Source organism: Delftia tsuruhatensis, assembly GCF_903815225.1.
Classification (GTDB): Bacteria; Pseudomonadota; Gammaproteobacteria; order Burkholderiales; family Burkholderiaceae_C; genus Comamonas; species Comamonas tsuruhatensis_A.
The window spans coordinates 4133499-4150606 of the sequence record NZ_LR813084.1 but is presented as its reverse complement, the minus strand read 5'-3'; the positions used below and the strand labels follow the sequence as shown (position 1 = coordinate 4150606).

The 17108-nt window shown below is 68.7% G+C and carries 17 protein-coding genes and 1 tRNA gene; 9 read left to right on the top strand and 9 right to left on the bottom strand.

Annotated elements, in window-relative coordinates; all coding sequences use genetic code 11:
* Positions 1–11 precede the first annotated feature (11 nt).
* Positions 12–839 carry a DUF2189 domain-containing protein gene (locus L1Z78_RS18850; RefSeq protein WP_234637896.1) on the top strand — a complete coding sequence of 276 codons (828 nt, stop codon included), beginning with the start codon at positions 12–14 and terminating at the stop codon, positions 837–839.
* A gap of 56 nt (positions 840–895) precedes the next feature.
* Complete coding sequence (locus L1Z78_RS18845; RefSeq protein WP_016449600.1) at positions 896–1108, top strand: DUF2788 domain-containing protein; 213 nt, start codon at positions 896–898, stop codon at positions 1106–1108.
* A gap of 169 nt (positions 1109–1277) precedes the next feature.
* Here the strand turns inward: L1Z78_RS18845 and L1Z78_RS18840 are convergent, their stop codons facing one another.
* From L1Z78_RS18840 to pcaC, 3 genes are all read right to left on the bottom strand, one after another.
* Positions 1278–2261: a tripartite tricarboxylate transporter substrate binding protein BugD gene (locus tag L1Z78_RS18840; RefSeq protein WP_234637895.1), complete on the bottom strand. Its 984-nt coding sequence runs from the start codon at positions 2259–2261 to the stop codon at positions 1278–1280.
* Positions 2262–2339: 78 nt separating this feature from the next.
* Positions 2340–3203, bottom strand: a complete 864-nt coding sequence (locus L1Z78_RS18835) for an NAD(P)-dependent oxidoreductase (protein WP_234637894.1) — start codon at positions 3201–3203, stop codon at positions 2340–2342.
* A gap of 10 nt (positions 3204–3213) precedes the next feature.
* The gene (gene pcaC, locus L1Z78_RS18830) at positions 3214–3612 is read right to left on the bottom strand and encodes a 4-carboxymuconolactone decarboxylase (RefSeq protein ID WP_234637893.1); all 399 of its coding nucleotides are present in this window, start codon (positions 3610–3612) and stop codon (positions 3214–3216) included.
* A 167-nt stretch (positions 3613–3779) separates the two neighbouring features.
* Here pcaC and L1Z78_RS18825 point away from each other — a divergent pair, with 167 nt between their 5' ends.
* Positions 3780–4463 carry a GntR family transcriptional regulator gene (locus L1Z78_RS18825; protein WP_234637892.1) on the top strand — a complete coding sequence of 228 codons (684 nt, stop codon included), beginning with the start codon at positions 3780–3782 and terminating at the stop codon, positions 4461–4463.
* 15 nt (positions 4464–4478) lie between these two features.
* On the opposite strand, the gene L1Z78_RS18820 is transcribed toward L1Z78_RS18825, so the two are convergent.
* The 4 genes from L1Z78_RS18820 to hpnC form a co-directional block, all read right to left on the bottom strand.
* Positions 4479–5498: a Bug family tripartite tricarboxylate transporter substrate binding protein gene (locus L1Z78_RS18820; protein WP_234637891.1), complete on the bottom strand. Its 1020-nt coding sequence runs from the start codon at positions 5496–5498 to the stop codon at positions 4479–4481.
* A 125-nt stretch (positions 5499–5623) separates the two neighbouring features.
* Positions 5624–6997 carry a hydroxysqualene dehydroxylase HpnE gene (hpnE, locus tag L1Z78_RS18815; protein WP_234637890.1) on the bottom strand — a complete coding sequence of 458 codons (1374 nt, stop codon included), beginning with the start codon at positions 6995–6997 and terminating at the stop codon, positions 5624–5626.
* The gene (gene hpnD / locus L1Z78_RS18810) at positions 6994–7839 is read right to left on the bottom strand and encodes a presqualene diphosphate synthase HpnD (RefSeq protein ID WP_234637889.1); all 846 of its coding nucleotides are present in this window, start codon (positions 7837–7839) and stop codon (positions 6994–6996) included. Before hpnD ends, hpnE begins: the two co-directional genes overlap by 4 nt.
* Entirely contained in the window at positions 7836–8672 is an 837-nt protein-coding gene (gene hpnC / locus L1Z78_RS18805; RefSeq protein WP_418921634.1) for a squalene synthase HpnC, read from the bottom strand. Before hpnC ends, hpnD begins: the two co-directional genes overlap by 4 nt.
* A gap of 240 nt (positions 8673–8912) precedes the next feature.
* Between hpnC and L1Z78_RS18800 the strand changes: the two genes are divergently transcribed.
* From L1Z78_RS18800 to L1Z78_RS18775, 6 genes are all read left to right on the top strand, one after another.
* Positions 8913–10127 carry an efflux RND transporter periplasmic adaptor subunit gene (locus L1Z78_RS18800; RefSeq protein WP_234637888.1) on the top strand — a complete coding sequence of 405 codons (1215 nt, stop codon included), beginning with the start codon at positions 8913–8915 and terminating at the stop codon, positions 10125–10127.
* The gene (locus L1Z78_RS18795; RefSeq protein WP_234637887.1) at positions 10124–13339 is read left to right on the top strand and encodes an efflux RND transporter permease subunit; all 3216 of its coding nucleotides are present in this window, start codon (positions 10124–10126) and stop codon (positions 13337–13339) included. The genes L1Z78_RS18800 and L1Z78_RS18795 overlap by 4 nt, the downstream gene beginning before the upstream one ends.
* Before the next feature lie 121 nt (positions 13340–13460).
* Positions 13461–13547, top strand: a tRNA-Leu gene (locus L1Z78_RS18790).
* A gap of 185 nt (positions 13548–13732) precedes the next feature.
* Positions 13733–14749 carry a tyrosine-type recombinase/integrase gene (locus tag L1Z78_RS18785; protein ID WP_234637886.1) on the top strand — a complete coding sequence of 339 codons (1017 nt, stop codon included), beginning with the start codon at positions 13733–13735 and terminating at the stop codon, positions 14747–14749.
* A gap of 135 nt (positions 14750–14884) precedes the next feature.
* A complete protein-coding gene (locus tag L1Z78_RS18780; protein ID WP_234637885.1) occupies positions 14885–15292 on the top strand; it encodes a helix-turn-helix domain-containing protein in 408 nt (135 codons plus the stop codon).
* Positions 15292–16599 (top strand): type II toxin-antitoxin system HipA family toxin, encoded by a 1308-nt coding sequence (locus L1Z78_RS18775; protein WP_234637884.1) that lies wholly within the window; start codon positions 15292–15294, stop codon positions 16597–16599. Before L1Z78_RS18780 ends, L1Z78_RS18775 begins: the two co-directional genes overlap by 1 nt.
* Positions 16600–16625: 26 nt before the next feature.
* On the opposite strand, the gene L1Z78_RS18770 is transcribed toward L1Z78_RS18775, so the two are convergent.
* Both L1Z78_RS18770 and L1Z78_RS18765 read right to left on the bottom strand, forming a co-directional pair.
* The gene (locus L1Z78_RS18770) at positions 16626–16832 is read right to left on the bottom strand and encodes a helix-turn-helix transcriptional regulator (RefSeq protein WP_234637883.1); all 207 of its coding nucleotides are present in this window, start codon (positions 16830–16832) and stop codon (positions 16626–16628) included.
* Positions 16833–16871: 39 nt separating this feature from the next.
* Positions 16872–17108 carry a hypothetical protein gene (locus L1Z78_RS18765; protein WP_234637882.1) on the bottom strand — a complete coding sequence of 79 codons (237 nt, stop codon included), beginning with the start codon at positions 17106–17108 and terminating at the stop codon, positions 16872–16874.

Genomic DNA, 17108 nt, shown 5'->3' with positions numbered 1-17108 from the left:
CCAAAGCCGCCATGCCCACCAGCCACAGCACAGCTTTCTTCCACCCCCCCGTCCTCCCCGCCGTGCGCAGCATCGGCTGGAAACACCCCCTGAGCTGGCTGGCGCGCGGCGCGCGCGACATGGCAAGGGCGCCCTGGCTGAGCCTGGCGCATGGCCTGGTCTTGACCTTGATCGGGTTTTTGATCTTGACGCTGGGGCACAATCGCTTCTGGCTGATGGCCGGGGCCTTGTCGGGGTTCCTGATCGTCGGCCCCGTCGTGGCGACCAGCCTCTACGCGATCAGCCGCGCGCTGGAGCGCGGCGAGCGGGCCGACCTGTCCCTGGTGCGCAGCACCTGGACGCGCTGGCAAAGCTGCCATGCGCAGGAGGGGCGGGGCGGCTACTGGTGCCTGGTGCAGTTCGGACTGCTGCTGTCGCTGGCGGCCACGGGCTGGGTGCTGGTGTCGGCCTCGCTGATCACGGTGATGTCGCCGGTGCGCGTGGCCACGCCGATGGATTTCGTGCAGCACGTGGTGCTGGCCCGCGACGGGCAGTTGTTTGCGGTATGGCTGGCGCTGGGCAGTTTTCTGGCAGCGCCCATTTTTGCGTCCAGCGTGGTGGCCATGCCGCTGATGCTGGACAGGCGGGTGACGGTGCGCCAGGCCGTGCTGACCAGTTGGTTGGCCGTGCTGGCCAACCCTGTGCCTCTGGCACTGTGGGCCGCCCTCATTGTGTTGTTGACCCTGCTGGGCCTGGGCAGCTGGCTGCTGGGACTGGTGGCCGTGATGCCCCTGCTGGGGCACGCGAGCTGGCACGCGTACCGCGATCTGGTCGATGCGTCGGCCTTCCCGGCGCGTTGAGCCGGGCGGGCCCGGACCGGCTGGGCCTGCAGGGGAGGATGTAGGACGGTGTTGTCGTGATATTCGGGTATACAGAAGAACAGATCGCCCATTTCTTCCTCACCTATGGCGTGGGGGCCTTCATCCTCTTCATGGTGTTCATCATCCTGCAGCTGGCGCGCCAGTCCAAGGCGGGAAAGTTCGGCACCTTCGTGATCTTCCTGGGCCTGGGCGTGGGCTTCGTGGGCTACGTGGCCAAGATCGTCATCCAGTGGTGGATGGAGAGGTAGTCCGAGAGGTAGTCCACTCCCCCTGAGCCGCTTCGCGGCTTCCCCCTCTCTCTTCGGGAGGGGGACGACACCCTTGCGGCGGGGCGGCCCTTGCTTGGTGTCCCTGGCCTTGGGGGCGCGCCAGTTTTTGACGCCGCTTTCAATAGTGCCCCTCTTCTCGTTCCGGTGCTTACTCGGCCTTGGCCCCCGCAGCCTTGATCACCGGGTCCCAGCGCTTGATTTCGGCGGCGGTGTGCTGGCGCAGGGCGTCGGGGGTGAGGCGGTCTGCGGGCGGGATGATGACGCTCATGTCGGTGAAGCGCTTGACCAGGGCGGGCTCGGACAGGGCGGTGCGCAGGGATTTGTTGAGGCGTTCGATGACGGCCTGGGGCGTGCCTCGCGGGGCGTAGAGGCCGTGCCATACGGCAAGCTCGAAGCCGGGCTGGCCGGCCTGCGCGAAGGTGGGCACATCGGGCAGGGAGGGCAGGCGTTCGCGCGTGGCGACGGCGTAGCCCTTGAGCATGCCCGCCTGTATGTGCGGGCCGGTGGCCACGGGCTGGTCGCAGATCACATCGACATTGCCTGCCACCAGGTCCTGCAGGGCCGGGCCCGTGCCGCGGTAGGGCACCAGAGTGGCTTCGGTGGAGGTGGTCTGCAGCAGCAGCATGGCGCACAGGTGGGAGGTGGCGCCTACACCGGCATGCGAGAAGCGCACTTCACCCGGTTTGCCCTTCATGTGGGCGATGAAGTCCGCCAGCGTGGCGGGCGCGAAGCCTTTGCTGTGTACGAGGATCATGGGCACGTCGCCGGCCAGGGCGATGGGCTCCAGGTCGCGGCGCACATCGAAGGCGAGCTTGCTGTAGAGCGCGGGCGCCGTCGCGATGCCCATGTTGTGCAACAGCAGGGTGTGGCCGTCGGCCTGGGCGCGCGTGACGCGGCTGGTGCCTATGGTGCCGCCGGCGCCGCCGACGTTCTCGACAATGACCTGCTGGCCCAGGTCGCGGGTCATGGCCTCGGCCAACACGCGTGCCAGCACGTCGGTGGAGCCGCCGGCCGCGTAGGGCACGACGATGGTGACGGGCTTGCCGGGAAATGCCTGGACGGCGAGTCCTGCCGTGGCCAGCGCGGTGGCGAGCACTGTCCGGGCGAGAGGAAGGTGGTGCAAGGGGCGCATGGATGTGTCTCCTGAAGGCGCGAAGGAAGGCCACCGGCTCTTGGCGGCCGGTCTGACAGAGGAAGGCGTGGGACGGGCTCAGGCCGGGGCCACGAAGCGGTACAGCTCGGTATGGTCGGCCGCCGGTCCCAGGATTCGCGAGGCTTCGCTGGCCATGGCGCTGACCTGGCGGCCCAGTTCCATGGGCGTACCCATGGCCTGGCCCAGCGACAGGGCGATGCCCACGTCCTTGGCCTGCAGCGCCAGCGAGAAGCCCGAGTCGAAGGCACCGTTCAGCATGAACTGGTGCGCCTTGTTTTCGGTGGTGTTGTTCTTGCCGGTGGAGGCATTGATCACGTCCACGATGGTGGCCGGCGCAATGCCGAAGGCCGCGCCCGCGTGGATGGCCTCGGCCGTGGCGATCAGGGCCGCTGCCGAGACATAGTTGTTCAGCGCCTTGAGCGCATGGCCCGCGCCCACGGGGCCGACATGGGTGATGGCCTGGCCCATGCGCTGCAGCAGCGGCAGGTGCTGGGCGAGCAGGTCCGCATCGCCACCGACCATGATGGACAGCGTGCCCGCAATGGCGCGCTTGACGCCGCCGGAGACCGGCGCATCCAGCAGCCCTATGCCGCGCTCGCCCAGCAGGCCGGCCAGCGCCCGCGTGCGATTGGGGTCGGCCGAGCTCATGTCGATGACGCAGGCGCCGGGCTGCAGGTGCGGGGCCAGTTCGCCCACCACGGCATCGACGATGCGGGAGTCGGGCAGCATGGTGAAGACCACGCTGCAGGCGGCGAAGTCGGCGGCGCCGGATGCCACGGACACGCCCTCATGCGCGCTGGCGAAGCGCGCGGCGGCGGCGGGTACGGCGTCCCTGATGACCAGGGTGTATCCTGCTGCGTGCAGCAGGTGGGCCATGGGCTGGCCCATCATCCCGAGGCCTATGAATCCGATGGAGGTCATGCTGCGTGCCTCAGATGTTCATTTCCTTGAACACTTCCGATGCGACGCGGAAGGAGTCGATGGCGGCGGGCACGCCGCAGTAGATGGCGGTCTGCAGGAAGACCTCCTTGATCTCGTCCTTGCTCAGGCCGTTGTTGATGGCGCCGCGCACATGCAGCTTGAGTTCATGGGGGCGGTTGAGCGCCGTGATCATGGCCAGGTTCAGGAAGGAGCGCGTCCTGCGGTCCAGGCCCGGGCGGTTCCAGACATCACCCCAGCAGTACTGGGTGACCAGTTCCTGCATGTCGATGTTGAAGTCCGTGGCGTTCTGGATGGACGCATCGACATACTCGGCGCCCAGTACCTCGCGGCGGGTGGACAGGCCCTGGTCGAAGAGGGCGGGGTTCTTGGGGGCGTAGGCACGGGTCATGAAAACTCCTGATGGAAGGTTGTAAAGGAATCTGTCGATGGAGTGGATTTAATCAGATTGTCAGACAATCCGACTTGATGAAAATCTGTATTGCCTGCCGGATCAGGTGTGTGTATGACAATCCGTCAGTCCGTCCGGCCCCTGGATTGGCAGGTAGGATTCGTCCCATGAACCAGATGCTGCGTGTCCCCCGCGAAGAAACGTCGCTGCGCCAGCGCACGACGCAGACCCTGCGCACGGCCATCCTCGATGGCGTGTTTGCGCCCGGGCAGAAGCTGTCCGAGCGCGAGCTGTGCGAGAGCCTGGATGTGAGCCGTTCCTGCTTGCGCGAGTCGCTGCAGCACCTGCAGGCCGAGGGGCTGATCACCATCGTTCCGCACCGTGGCCCCGAGGTCACGGACATCTCGGTGCAGGAAGTGCGCGATATCTACGAGGTGCGGGCCAGCCTGGAGGGCCTGGCCAGCCGGGGCTTTGCGCTGCATGCCTCGGACGCGCAGCGCGCGGCGCTGCGTGCCAAGCTGGGGGAGTTGGCCGTGCCCGGGGTGGCGGGCGACAAGGTGGCGCTGCTGGCGATCAAGAACCAGTTCTACGACATCCTGATCGAGGGCTGCGGCAACCTGGTGGCCGGCCAGATGCTGCGCCAGCTGAACAACCGCGTGACGGTGCTGCGGCGCATCTCCATGTCCCAGCCCGGGCGCCTGCCGCAGACGCTGGCGGAGCTGGACGCCATCGTGGCGGCGATCGAGCAGGGCGACGCGGACCAGGCCGCGCGCCTGAGCGCCGAGCATGTGCAAAAGGCCAGCCAGGGCGTGTTGCGCGCCATGGCCGAGAAAGCTGGCCCGGCCAGTTGATGCCGGAGCCTGGGCTCAGTCCGGCTTGACCTGGGCGCGCTTGAGCACTTTCTGCCAGCGTGCCTGCTCGGAGGCAATGAACTGCGCGAACTGCTGGGGCGTGCTGCCGATGGGCTCGGCCGCGTCGCCCTGCAGGCGCTTGAGCGAATCGGGGGCCTTGACGGCCTTGGCGCATTCCGTGGCCAGCTTGTCCACATGCGACCGGGTCATGCTGGAGGGGGCGAGCATGCCGTACCACTGCGTCATCTCGAAGCCCGGGAAGCCCTGCTCGGCCACGGTGGGCACGTCGGGCAGCTGGGGCAGGCGCTGGGTCGATCCCGTGGCGATGCAGCGCACCTTGCCGGCCTTGATGAAGGGCAGCAGGGCGGCGGCGCCGACCGAGGCAGCGTCCAGGCGGCCCGACATCAGGTCGGTCATCATGGGGCCCGTGCCGCGATAGGGCACGTGCAGCATGAAGATCTCGGCCGTCATCTTCAGGTACTCGAAGGCCAGGTGCCCGGCGCTGCCATTGCCGGCCGAGCCGTAGCTGAGCTGGCCCGGCTTCTTCCTGGCGTAGGCGATGAGTTCGCGCAGGTTCTTGACCGGCACATCGGGGTGGACCACGTACAGGCTGGGCACCTTGGCCAGCAGGCTGACGGGCTGGAAGTCCTTGTTGGCGTCGTAGGGCAGCTTGTCGAAGATGTAGGGGTTGACGGCCAGCGTGCCGATGTGGCCCAGGATGACCGTGCTCTGGTCATCGGCGCGCGCCACTTCCTGCATGGCGATGTTGCCGGCCGCGCCGGGCTTGTTGTCCACGAAGACGTTCTGGCCCAGGGTCTTGGACAGCTCGGCGGCCGTGGAGCGTGCCACGATCTCGGAGCTTCCGCCGGGCGCGAAGGGCACGACGAAGCGGATGGGCCGTGTGGGCCAGGCATCCTGCGCCAGCGCAGCCGCAGGCAGCAGGCCAGACAGGGCCATGGCTCCCGTGCCGGCCAGCAATTGGCGGCGGCCGAGCGGGGGCAGGTCTGCGTGGTGAAGAAAGTCGCGCGAAGGCATGTCTGGTCTCCTGGCTATCGTTGTAGTGGATGGGCCGCAGCAGATGCGGCGCCAGCGATGGTGGCGCCGGCGGCTGTCAATCTGCTGTCAAACCGGGGCCCGCAGGCTACGGAGATACCCGGGGGTCAGGCTTTTCCCTCGGCACCCAGGGCCTGGCCGATGGCCTCGGCCGCCTGCAGGCCGCTGCGCACGGCGCCTTCGATGGTGGCCGGATACGGTCCGTCCACATGGTCGCCGCAGGCCCACAGGCCGTGGCCCAACTCCATGTCGGGCCGCTGCAGCTGCGGCAGGCAGGCGAAGGTGGCGCGCTTGTCGATCACGGTGCGCAGCGGGATCAGGTCGTCCCAGCCCAGCTGGGCCTGTGCCTGGGCCAGTACCTGGGCCTGCAGGGTGTCGCGGTCCGATGCGCTGTCGCTGATGACGAAGGCCATCAGGCCCTGCGGTCCCCCCAACTGTCCCCGGTCGAAGACGAACTGCGCAGGCGCATCGGGCGTGGCGCGCAGCGCCAGCCAGGGTTCCCCCGGTGGCAAGGTGTGCGAGGCGTCAAGGGTCTGTGCATAGACGGTGGCAATGGGACGGTGCTGCAGGTCCTGGGCCAGCTGTGCCCAGCGCTGCAGGGCAATGCCGTCGCGCGCAGGCAGGCTGTCGTGCTCGGCGGCGGTCAGTGCCAGGCGCGCTGCTTCGGGTGCGGGGCAGGCCAGCAGCACGGCGTCGAAGGGCGCGTCTTCGCCCTGGGCTGCGCCCAGCGTCCAGTGCGGTCCCTGGGGCTGCAGTTCGGCCACGCGGCTGCCCAGGCGCACGGCGTGGCCGCGCTCTTGCAGCCATTGCGCGGCCGGTGCCGGAAACAGGCGGCCGAGGTCGCTGCGCGGCACGAGAAAGTGCGAGCCGCCACGGCCGCTGAACAGCGCATCGCGCAGCACACGCAGGAACACGGTGCCGCTGGCCAGGTGAATGGGTGTGTTGAGCGCCGAGATGCACAGCGGGTCGATGAACTCGCCGACCAGGCGCTGCGGCAGGCCTGTGCAGAGGTCGGCCACCGTGGCTTCGGCCGCGCAGCGAAAGCCCGCCAGCCGCCAGCGCACGGCGCGCGCCAGCAGGGCTGCGCGCTCGGCCAGGCTCCAGCCGCGTGCGGTGGCAATGCCGGCCAGCGCATCCAGCGGCGCAGGCCAGTCGGGAAAGCGCAGGCCACTGCCATCGATATAGGGCAGGGCCATGGGCTGGCGGTGCAGGGCCTGTTCAGGGTCCACGCCCACCTCGCGCATGAGGCGCAGGCTTTCGGTGTACGCACCGATGAGGATGTGCTGGCCGTTGTCCACGCGCAGCAGGCCCTGTGGCGTGTCCAGGTCCATGCCGCGCGCACGGCCACCGGGCTCGCGGGCGGCCTCGTGCAGGGTGATGTGCCAGCCGCTGCGCGCCAGCGTCAGGGCGGCCGCAAAGCCGGCCCAGCCGCCGCCGATGATGGCGGCATGCGGCTTGTCTTTGGCGCGCTCTCTGCTCACCGCGCCATGCGTCCCAGTGCCTGCATCTTCCAGGCCAGCCAGAGCTTGCGCAGCGGCGGCAGGCTGATGCGCTGGTGCAGCACGCGGAAGTCGTCGGCCTCGATCTCGCGCAGCAGGGTGCGGTAGATGCTGGCCATCATGAGGCCGGGCTTTTGCGCGCGGCGGTCGGCCGCGGGCAGCAGGGCCAGGGCCTCGTCGTAGAGGCGGTGGGCGCGCTCGGCCTGGAAGCGCATCAGCGCGGTGAAGCGGTCCGAGTACTCGCGCTTGGTGATCTCGTGGGCCTTGACGTCGAACTGCTGCAGTTCGCTGATGGGCAGGTAGATGCGGCCACGCATGGCGTCCTCGCCCACGTCGCGGATGATGTTGGTCAGCTGGAAGGCCAGGCCCATCTTGTGGGCGTAGGCCGTGGTCTCTTCCTGGGTCTGGCCGAAGATGCGCGCGGCCACCTCGCCTACCACGCCGGCCACAAGGTGGCAGTAGCGCGCCAGGCCCGGGAAGTCCAGGTAGCGGGTCTGCTCCAGGTCCATGCGGCAGCCGTCGATCACGGCCTGCAGGTGGCGCTCCTCGATGCCGTAGACCGGTGCGTGCGGCATGAGCGCCCGCATCACGGGATGCGATGGCTTGCCTGCAAAGGCCTGGTGCACTTCGTTCTGCCACCAGCCGAGCTTGGTGGCGGCAACGCCGGGGTCGGAGACTTCGTCCACCACGTCGTCCACTTCGCGGCAGAAGGCATAGAAGGCTGTGATGGCGGCACGGCGTTCGCGCGGCAGGAAGAGGAAGGCGTAGTAAAAGCTGCTGCCCGAGGCGGCGGCCTTGTCTTGGACGTACTGATCCGGATTCATATGGGCCGGGATTGTCCCATGCGCAGGGCACGCCATAGCAGCAGCGGCCCGTCAGCCTTGCCGACGGTGGGGCGGCGGTAGAGGCTGGCGCCCTGCAGCGCATCGACCTTGTCGAGAATGCGCAGCCCGCCCTGCACCACCAGGCGCAGCTCCCAGCCGATGCGGCCCGGCAGGCGGTGCACCAGCGGGGCGCCGGACTGCATCAGTGCGCGCGCCCAGGCCGATTGTTCGGCCAGCAGCGCACGCACGGCAGGGGTCAGCGCATCGGGCTGGGCGCGCAGGTCTTCACGCCGCACGCCGTGGGCGGCGCAGTCGGCGTCTGTCAGGTAGTGGCGCTGGCGCGGCAGGTCCACGCTGAAGTCCTGCCAGAAATTGATCAATTGCAGGGCGGTGCAGATGGCGTCGCTGCGGGCCAGCGATCCGGCATCGTCCACCCCGTACAGATGCAGCAGCAGCCGGCCCACGGGGTTGGCCGAGCGGCGGCAGTAGTCGAGCAGCGCGGCGCGGTCGGCGTAGGTGGTGCCGGCATCCGTCTTGCGCACATCCTGGGCAAAGGCGCTGAGCAGGTCGTCCATCAGTGCCAACGGCAGCTGGTGGGCGCGCACTTGCGGTGCCAGGCCCTCAAAGACCTGGGGCCAGGCCGTGCGCGCCAGCATGGCTGCCTCGTCCTCGGTGCCTAGCGCCATCAGGTCGGCGCGGTAGGCCGCCAGCGCGGCAAGGCGCTGGGGCGGCGTGGCGTCGCCCTCGTCGGCCAGGTCATCCGCCGTGCGTGCGAAGTGGTACAGGGCCGCGATGGGGGGGCGCAGCCATGGCGGGCAGAGCCAGGACGCCACGGGAAAGTTCTCGTAGTGCGTGACGGGGGCGGGGAGGCGGGCAGGGTGGGGGGGGTGGACTTCACGGTGCGCCGATTGTCGTTGCTGTGGAGAGGGCCATGCTTTTCACTTGACGGGCGCAAGGGCTTCTCCTAAATTACTAACCCGTCAGTCAGTAAACGGCGCCAGCCAACTGCCGGGGCCTGCCGCCCGGCCCCCGCAAGCCCGCCGCCGCTTTCCGCTCCATCCCTCCGGACCCACATGCCTGTCATGCCCTCGACCCTTGCCGCGCCGGCGCTGCCGCGCCATCATCTTCTTGCTCCCCTGTGCCTGGCCGTTGCGCTGGCGTTGGGTGCCTGTTCCAAGGCCGAACCGCCGCCCGAGCCGGTACGCGCCGTCAAGCTGCTCACCGTGGGGGTGGGAACGCTGGACACGCAGCTGGAGTACGCGGGCGAAGTGCGTGCACGCATAGAGTCGCGCCTGGGCTTTCGCGTGGCAGGCAAGATCGTGCGCCGGGAGGTGGAGTTGGGCCAGCATGTGCAGGCCGGCCAGTTGCTGGCACGGCTCGATGCCAGCGACTACCGCCTGGGTGCCGACGCGGCGCGCGCCCAGGTGGCGGCGGCCACCACGCAGCGCGATCTGGCGGCTGCAGATGTAAGGCGTTACTCGCAGCTGAAGGCGCAGAACTTCATCAGCGGCGCGGAGCTGGAGCGGCGCGAGGCCTCGCTCAAGTCCGCCCAGGCCACGCTGGATCAGGCCAAGGCGCAGCTCGCATCGCAGAGCAACCAGGAAGCCTATGCCCAACTGCTGGCCGACGTGCCGGGCGTGGTGACCGGCATAGACGCCGAGCCGGGCCAGGTGGTGTCGGCCGGCTCGCCTGTGGTGCGCATCGCCCAGGATGGCCCGCGCGACGTGGTGTTCGTCGTGCCCGAGGACAAGCGCGGCGAGATCCGCGTGGGCCAGAAGGTGAGTGTGCGCCCGTGGTCGGCCGGCATGCAGCCGCTGCAGGGCCAGGTGCGCGAGGTGGCGGCCAGCGCCGATCCCGTCACACGTACCTACCAGGTGAAGGTATCCCTGCCCACGGCGGATGCGGCGGCCGTGCCGCCGCTGGGTGCCACGGTGCATGCGCTGCCCGAGGGCATGGGGCCCACGGGCCAGCCCGTCATCAAGCTGCCCACGACGGCGCTGCGCCAGGAGGGCGGCGGTGGCCAGGGCACGGCCGTGTGGGTGTTCGATGCCGCCAGTAGCACGGTGAAGCTGCAGCCCGTGCAGCTTGCCACGGCCGATGGCAACGAGGCGGTGATCGCCGCCGGCCTGACGCCAGGCATGCAGGTGGTGGCCACCGGCGTGCATGTGCTCACGCCAGGCCAGAAGGTCACGGTCTACCAGGACCGCTATGACAAGACCCAGCAGCCGGCACAGCCCGCGCAGGCGCCTGCCGCCGCAGGCGCCGCGCCCAGCGGAGCGGCCCGATGAGCGGGGCCAAGCACAAGGTGCCGCAAGGCGGGCACTTCAATCTTTCGCGCTGGGCGCTGGACCATGTGGCGCTGACGCGCTACTTCATGGTCGTGCTGCTGTTGCTGGGCTTCGCCTCGTACTTCCAGCTGGGGCAGGACGAGGACCCCCCCTTCACCTTCCGCGCCATGGTGGTGCGCACCAACTGGCCCGGCGCCACGGCGCAGCAGATGGCCGAGCAGGTCACCGACAAGATCGAGCGCACGCTGCAGGAGGTGCCCTACGCCGACAAGATCAGCAGCTATTCCAAGCCCGGCGAGTCGATGATCATCTTCCAGCTCAAGGACAATTCGCGCCCCGGCGATGTCCAGCAGCTGTGGTACACGGTGCGCAAGAAGATCGGCGACATGCGCTACACCCTGCCGCAGGGCGTGCAGGGGCCGTTCTTCAATGACGAGTTCGGTGACGTCTATGGCGTGATCTACGCATTGCAGGCCGATGGCTTCAGCTATGCCGAGCTCAAGACCATGGCCGACGATGTGCGCCAGCGGCTGCTGCGCGTGCCGGACGTGGCGAAGGTGGAACTGTTCGGCGTGCAGGACGAGAAGGTCTACATCGAGTTGTCCCAGCGCCGCCTGTCGCAACTGGGCCTGGACATGAACCAGGTGCTGGGCCAGCTGGGCCAGCAAAACGCCATCGAAGGCGCGGGCGTGCTGCAGACACCACGCGAGGATGTGCAGGTGCGCGTGGCAGGCCAGTTCCTGGCGGTGGAGGAACTGCGCGCCATGCCGATACGCGGCGCCTCGGGCGCGCAGCTGCGCCTGGGTGACATTGCCGAGATCCGCCGTGGCTACTCCGATCCGGCGAACGTGAAAGTGCGCCACCAGGGGCGCGAGACCATCGCCCTGGGCGTGTCCATGATCAAGGGCGGAGACATCATCCGCCTGGGCAAGTCCCTGCGCGGCGCCGTGGGCGACATCGCCCGCACGCTGCCGGCCGGCGTGGAGCTGGCCAACATGCAGGACCAGCCCAAGGCCGTGGCCGATTCGGTCAACGAGTTCCTCCAGGTGCTGATCGAGGCCGTGGTGGTGGTGCTGGCCGTGAGCTTCATCAGCCTGGGCCTGCACAAGCGCGAAGGTCACCAGCCGCTGTGGAAGCGCTGGTACATCGATCCGCGCCCGGGCCTGGTGGTGGCCATCACGATCCCGCTGGTGCTGGCCGCGACCTTCCTGGCCATGTGGTACTGGAACATCGGCCTGCACAAGGTGTCGCTGGGCTCGCTGATCATCGCGCTGGGCCTGCTGGTGGACGACGCCATCATTGCCGTGGAGATGATGGTACGCAAGATGGAGGAGGGCTACGAGAAGTACCGCGCCGCCACCTTCGCCTACGAGATCACGGCCAAGCCCATGCTGACCGGCACGCTGATCACGGCAGCGGGCTTCCTGCCCATCGGCATGGCCAAGTCCATGACGGGCGAGTACACCTTCGCCATCTTCGCGGTGACGGTGATTGCGCTGGTGCTCAGCTGGTTCGCCTCGGTGTACTTCGTGCCCTACCTTGGCATGCTGCTGCTCAGGCGCCCGCCGCACGCGGCCACGCTGCCGCCCGAGGTGGCCTCGGGTGAGGTGCCCATCGAGGAGACCAACCTCAATGCGTCTTCTGCAGAGCATGAAGTCTTCGACAGCCCGTTCTACAACCGCTTCCGGCGCGCCGTGAACTGGTGCGTGACGCACCGCTGGCTGACCATCGCCATCACGGTGCTGGTGTTCGCGCTGGGCCTGGTGGGCATGTCGCGCGTGCAGCAGCAGTTCTTCCCGGATTCCAGCCGGCCCGAAGTGCTGGTGGACATCTGGTTCCCCGAAGGCACATCGCTGGCTGCCAACGAGGCCGTCACGCGCCGCGTGGAAGAGCGCTTCATGCAGCTGGACGGCGTGCGCACGGTCAGCGAGTGGGTGGGCTCGGGCGTGCCGCGTTTCTACCTGCCGCTGGACCAGGTGTTCCCGCAGAACAACGTCTCGCAGTTCATCCTGGTCGCCCAGGATCTGCCCACGCGCGAGCGCCTGCGCAAATCGCTGCCGGCGCTGCTGGCCCAGGAGTTCCCCGAGGTGCGCGGCCGCGTCAAGCTGCTGCCCAACGGTCCTCCCGTGCCCTATCCGGTGCAGTTCCGCGTCTCCGGCACCGATCCGCAGAAGCTGCGCGCCTATGCCGACGAGGTCAAGCAGGCGATGATCGCCAACGCCGACATGCGCGGCGTCAACGACAACTGGAACGAGTCCGTCAAGGCCGTGCGACTGGAGGTGGACCAGGACAAGGCGCGCGCGTTGGGCGTGAGCAGCCAGGCCATCGCCCAGGCCGCCCGCGTCATGCTCAGCGGCTCCACGGTGGGCCAGTTCCGCGAGGGCGACAAGCTCATCGACATCGTGCTGCGCACGCCGTATTCGGAGCGCGACGCCATCACCGATATCGCTAGCGCCTACCTGCCCACGGCTTCGGGCAAGTCGATTCCGCTGACGCAGATCGCCAAGCCCGTGATGGTCTGGGAGCCCGGCGTGATGTGGCGCGAAAAGCGCATGTTCGCCATCACCGTGCAGGGCGATGTGCGCGAGGGCCTGCAAGGCGCGACGCTGACCCATGCGCTGCTGCCCGGACTGCGCGATATCGAGTCGCGCTGGCACGCTGCGGGCGACACGGCCTACCGCATCGACGTGGCCGGTGCCGTGGAGGAAAGCTCCAAGGGCTCGGACGCCATCGTCGCGGGCGTGCCCGTGATGCTGTTCCTCACCTTCACGCTGCTGATGCTGCAGTTGCGCAGCGTCAGCCGCTCGCTGCTGGTGTTCGTCACCGGGCCGCTGGGCATTCCCGGCGTGGCGGCGGCGCTGCTGCTGCTGGGCCGGCCCTTCGGCTTCGTGGCGCTGCTGGGCGTGGTGGCGCTGATGGGCATGATCCAGCGCAACTCGGTGATCCTGATCGACCAGATCGAGACCGACCGCGCGCGCGGCGTGCCGGCCTGGGATGCCATCGTCGAAGCGGCCGTGCGCCGGCTGCGGCCCATCGTGCTGACGGCCGCCGCTGCCGTGCTGGCCATGATCCCGCTGTCGCGCAGCGTGTTCTGGGGCCCCATGGCCGTGGCCATCATGGGCGGGCTGATCGTGGCCACCGTGCTGACGCTGCTGGCGCTGCCGGCCATGTACGCCGCCGTGTTCCGCGTGCGCCGCGAGCCCACACCTTGATGCGACGACAAAAGCAGAGGCCGCCGGTCGATCCGGGGTATGGCAATGGGCCCCCGCAATTGCGGCTAGAATCTGCGCCCTGACCTAGGGGCCGCCGCGCAGGCGGCTCCCCCAAGAACCAGCGCGGGTGGCGAAATTGGTAGACGCACCAGGTTTAGGTCCTGACGCCAGCAATGGTGTGGGGGTTCGAGTCCCCCCCCGCGCACCACGCACGAACATCGCTCAATCGCGGTGAACCTTGCACAAGCCCGTTTCCTCCAGAGGAAACGGGCTTTTTTTCTGTGCCCTTGGGTCGAATCGGAACGGGTTGAAACCGGCACAAAACAGCGCAAAATCACATTCCAATCCCGCGCAGATCCCGCTTGTGATCCCGCGCGGGCAGCAGGAGGTGGGATGGCTTATTTCCGGAAGGTGAAGAACGGCTGGCGGGCCGAAGTGGAGCGTGCGGGGGTCCGGCGCACCGCCACGCGGGCGACCAAGGCCGAGGCGCAGGGGTGGGCCGTGGCCGAGGAGGCGGCCATCCTGGCCGGGGCGCGCGGGGAGTTTCCGCGGCGCACGCTGGCCGAGGCCGTGGAGCGCTACCGGCGCGAGGTGACGGACAGGAAGACGGCCAGCACGGCGCGGGCCGATCATCTGCGCTTCGATGCCTGGCTGCGCGAGTTTCCCGAGCTGGCCGCCAAGGTGTTCCACGAGATCACGGGCGACGATCTGGCGCGCTGGCGCGATGCGCGGCTGCAGCAGGTCTCGGGCGCCAGCGTGCTGCGCGAGGCCCAGCAGTTCCGTCCTGTCTGGACGCTGGCCGTCAAGCAGTGGAAATGGGCCGGCAAGAGTCCCTGGCCGGAGATCAGGCTGCCGGCCAAGGCCCATGCGCGCCGGCGCACAGGGCAGTGGAGCGAGGTGCGGCGCATGCTGCGCTCGGCCAATGTCTCACCGCGCCTGGCGCCATCATCGCCCATGGAGCAGACGGCCTGGACCATGCTGGTGGCCCTGCACACCGCCATGCGCAGCGGTGAGATCCTGCGCATGGGCCGCAGCAATGTGGATCTCAAGCGCCGGGTCTACCACCTGCCGCACCACAAGACGGAGGCCAAGGTGGGCGAGCGCCACGTGCCGCTGACGCGCCGTGCCGTGCGCCTGCTGCGCGTGCTGGATGCCGCCGCCGAGGCCGCCGGGCGCGATGCCTATTGGACCATCAGCGACGCCAGCCGCGACACGCTCTACCGCAAGCTGCGTGACCGCGTCATGGTCGAAGGCCTGCGCTTTCACGACCTGCGCGCCACGGCGCTGACCTGGCTGAGCAAGCGCGTGGATGTGATGACGCTGGCGCGCATCAGCGGCCACGTCGACATCAACGAACTGTTCAACACCTACTACCGCGAGTCGGCCGAGGACATCGCGGCGCGGCTGTAGGCAGGTGCACCAGGCCGTGAGCGGCAGAAAATACAACTTTGATGTGATATATTGACATTATTATCTTTGAATGATAATTTGCGTTTATCACTTCAAGATGATTGAAGCTTTTCCTGATCCCGATTGGAGCGCGCCATGGACCATCTGCTGCAACTGCCCGACCAGTTGGGCCTGCACCTGAAGTCGCTGCGCAAGGCGGCTGGCGTCAGCCAGGTCCAGCTGGCGCAGCGTTTGGGCGTGTCCCAGTCGCGCGTGGCGGCGATCGAGCGCGACCCCGCGGCCATCAGCGTGCGCCAGTTGATGGAGATCGTGCAACTGCTGGACGCGGACCTGCTGGTGCGCCCGAGAGGGGATGCGCCGTCTCCCGTGCTGCGGGTGGCTGAGCCGGCGCCCCGGTACGCGCAGGATGCGTCGGGCCGGCCACCGGCCGGTGGCGGTGATGTGGAGGTTCCGGTCCCCGGGCCGGCTGACCGTGCCGTGGCCTTCAAGCCGCAGGCGCTGCCATCGGGCTGGCAGGCCAGCAAGCCGAAAGGCAGCTGGTGATGGCGGCGCTTGGCGTCTGGATGAATGGCGAGCGGGTAGGGCGCTGGGAGGTGACGCGCACTGGCCGCCATGTTTTCTCCTATGACCCGGCCTGGCCGCACAGCGCGCACGCGCGGCCCCTGTCCCTGTCCATGCCCTTCACCCGCGACCTGACTGTGGCGGGGGAGGTGGTGGCCCACTATTTCGACAATCTGCTGCCGGATGGCGAGAGCATCCGCAGGCGTATCCGCCAGCGCTTCGGGCTGCGCGGGGCCGATGCGTTTTCTCTGCTGGAGGCCATCGGGCGCGATTGCGTGGGCGCCGTGCAACTGCTGCCCGAGGGGGCCGTGCCCGAGGGGTTCGACGCGGTGCGCTGCGAACCTTTGAGCGAAGCGCAGATCGAGGCGCATCTGGCCGGTCTGGGCGAAGGGTTTGGCGCGATGCCGGTGGAGCAGGAGTTTCGCCTGTCCATCGCCGGCGCGCAGGAAAAGACGGCGGTGCTGCGCCACGATGGCCAGTGGTGCCGCCCGCTGGGTGCGACGCCGACCACGCATATCCTGAAGCCGCCCATCGGCGTGGTGCCGCACTGGCAGTACGACCTGAGCGAGTCAGTGGCCAATGAATGGCTGTGCGCCCGGCTGCTGGCCGAGCTGGGCTTTGCGGTGGCCGACAGCAGCATCGAGACCTTTGGCGCGCGGCAGGTGCTGTGCGTGGAGCGCTTTGACCGTGCCTGGACGGCGCAGGGCTGGATCGCGCGGCTGCCGCAGGAGGATTTCTGCCAGGTGCGCGGCATTGCCAGCGCGAACAAGTACGAGACGCATGGCGGCCCCGGCATGCTGCAATGCCTGCGGGTGCTGCAGCATGGCAGCGCGCCGGCGCGGGACAGCGCGCGCTTCGTGATGGCGCAGCTGGCGTTCTGGCTGCTGGCGGCCACGGACGGACATGCGAAGAATTTCTCGGTCTTCCTGCAGCCCGGCGGGGGCTATGAGCTGACGCCGCTGTACGACGTGCTGTCGGCCTGGCCCATCATCGGCCATGGCCACGGCAAGATCGCCCGCCAGCGCGCCAGGATGGCCATGGCGCTGCCGGGGCGCAGCCGCCACTACCGCCTGGCCGAGATCCAGCGACGCCACTGGAAGGCCCTGGCCGAGACCAGCCGCATCACGGGTCTGTGGGAGAGCATGGTGGAGATGGTCGAGGCGCTGGATGGCGCCATCGACCGGCTGCAGCCGCGCCTGCCCGCCAGCGTGCCGCAGCGCATGGCTCGGCAGATCTTCGACGGTGCGCGCGACCAGGCACGGCGTTTTCTGGCGGGTACCGATCGCTGAGCGCACGGCAGCCGCTGCGTGCCGGCTCACCGGCGCCCCTCGGCCCAGGCCTTGACGTCGGCCATGCGCCAGTAGCGGATGCGGCGGCTGGCGTTGATGAAGGGCTTGGGGAAGTCGGCTCGCTTGGTCAGGCGCGCGGTGACGTGCTCGCGGCTCAGGCCCAGGTAGTTGGCGATGCCCAGGGTGTCCAGGCGTGGGGCGCTGTGAAAGAGTTCCATGTTCTGTGGCTTCATTGGGATGTTCTCCGGTGCGGGTCGCGATCGGGTTGCGGCTCATGCGTGGCGCGGCGTGCCTTGTCCGGCCTTGCTGCGCTCCACGCGCTCGATGCGCAGCACGGGCCGGCCGCTGGCCAGCTGGGCGCAGGCCTGGGCATGGCTGGCGCTGGCGGCTTTCAGGCGCAGCACGGGCAGCAGGCGGGCGTCGGCCAGCTGGTCCAGCTCGGCGGGGTCGGCGCCGTGAGGGATGAGGGTGGCGCGGTAGCTGCGCAGGGCGGTGATGTTGTGGTGCAT

Coding starts and splice junctions, on each gene's coding strand:
- L1Z78_RS18785 (WP_234637886.1), top strand. CDS start 13,733: ATGGCTTATTTCCGGAAGGTGAAGAACGGCTGGCGGGCCGAAGTGGAG.
- pcaC (WP_234637893.1), bottom strand. CDS start 3,612: ATGACCCGTGCCTACGCCCCCAAGAACCCCGCCCTCTTCGACCAGGGC.
- hpnD (WP_234637889.1), bottom strand. CDS start 7,839: ATGAATCCGGATCAGTACGTCCAAGACAAGGCCGCCGCCTCGGGCAGC.
- L1Z78_RS18840 (WP_234637895.1), bottom strand. CDS start 2,261: ATGCGCCCCTTGCACCACCTTCCTCTCGCCCGGACAGTGCTCGCCACC.
- L1Z78_RS18770 (WP_234637883.1), bottom strand. CDS start 16,832: ATGAAGCCACAGAACATGGAACTCTTTCACAGCGCCCCACGCCTGGAC.
- L1Z78_RS18780 (WP_234637885.1), top strand. CDS start 14,885: ATGGACCATCTGCTGCAACTGCCCGACCAGTTGGGCCTGCACCTGAAG.
- L1Z78_RS18820 (WP_234637891.1), bottom strand. CDS start 5,498: ATGCCTTCGCGCGACTTTCTTCACCACGCAGACCTGCCCCCGCTCGGC.
- L1Z78_RS18825 (WP_234637892.1), top strand. CDS start 3,780: ATGAACCAGATGCTGCGTGTCCCCCGCGAAGAAACGTCGCTGCGCCAG.
- L1Z78_RS18800 (WP_234637888.1), top strand. CDS start 8,913: ATGCCTGTCATGCCCTCGACCCTTGCCGCGCCGGCGCTGCCGCGCCAT.
- L1Z78_RS18775 (WP_234637884.1), top strand. CDS start 15,292: ATGGCGGCGCTTGGCGTCTGGATGAATGGCGAGCGGGTAGGGCGCTGG.
- L1Z78_RS18765 (WP_234637882.1), bottom strand. CDS start 17,108: ATGCACCACAACATCACCGCCCTGCGCAGCTACCGCGCCACCCTCATC.
- L1Z78_RS18850 (WP_234637896.1), top strand. CDS start 12: ATGCCCACCAGCCACAGCACAGCTTTCTTCCACCCCCCCGTCCTCCCC.
- L1Z78_RS18835 (WP_234637894.1), bottom strand. CDS start 3,203: ATGACCTCCATCGGATTCATAGGCCTCGGGATGATGGGCCAGCCCATG.
- L1Z78_RS18795 (WP_234637887.1), top strand. CDS start 10,124: ATGAGCGGGGCCAAGCACAAGGTGCCGCAAGGCGGGCACTTCAATCTT.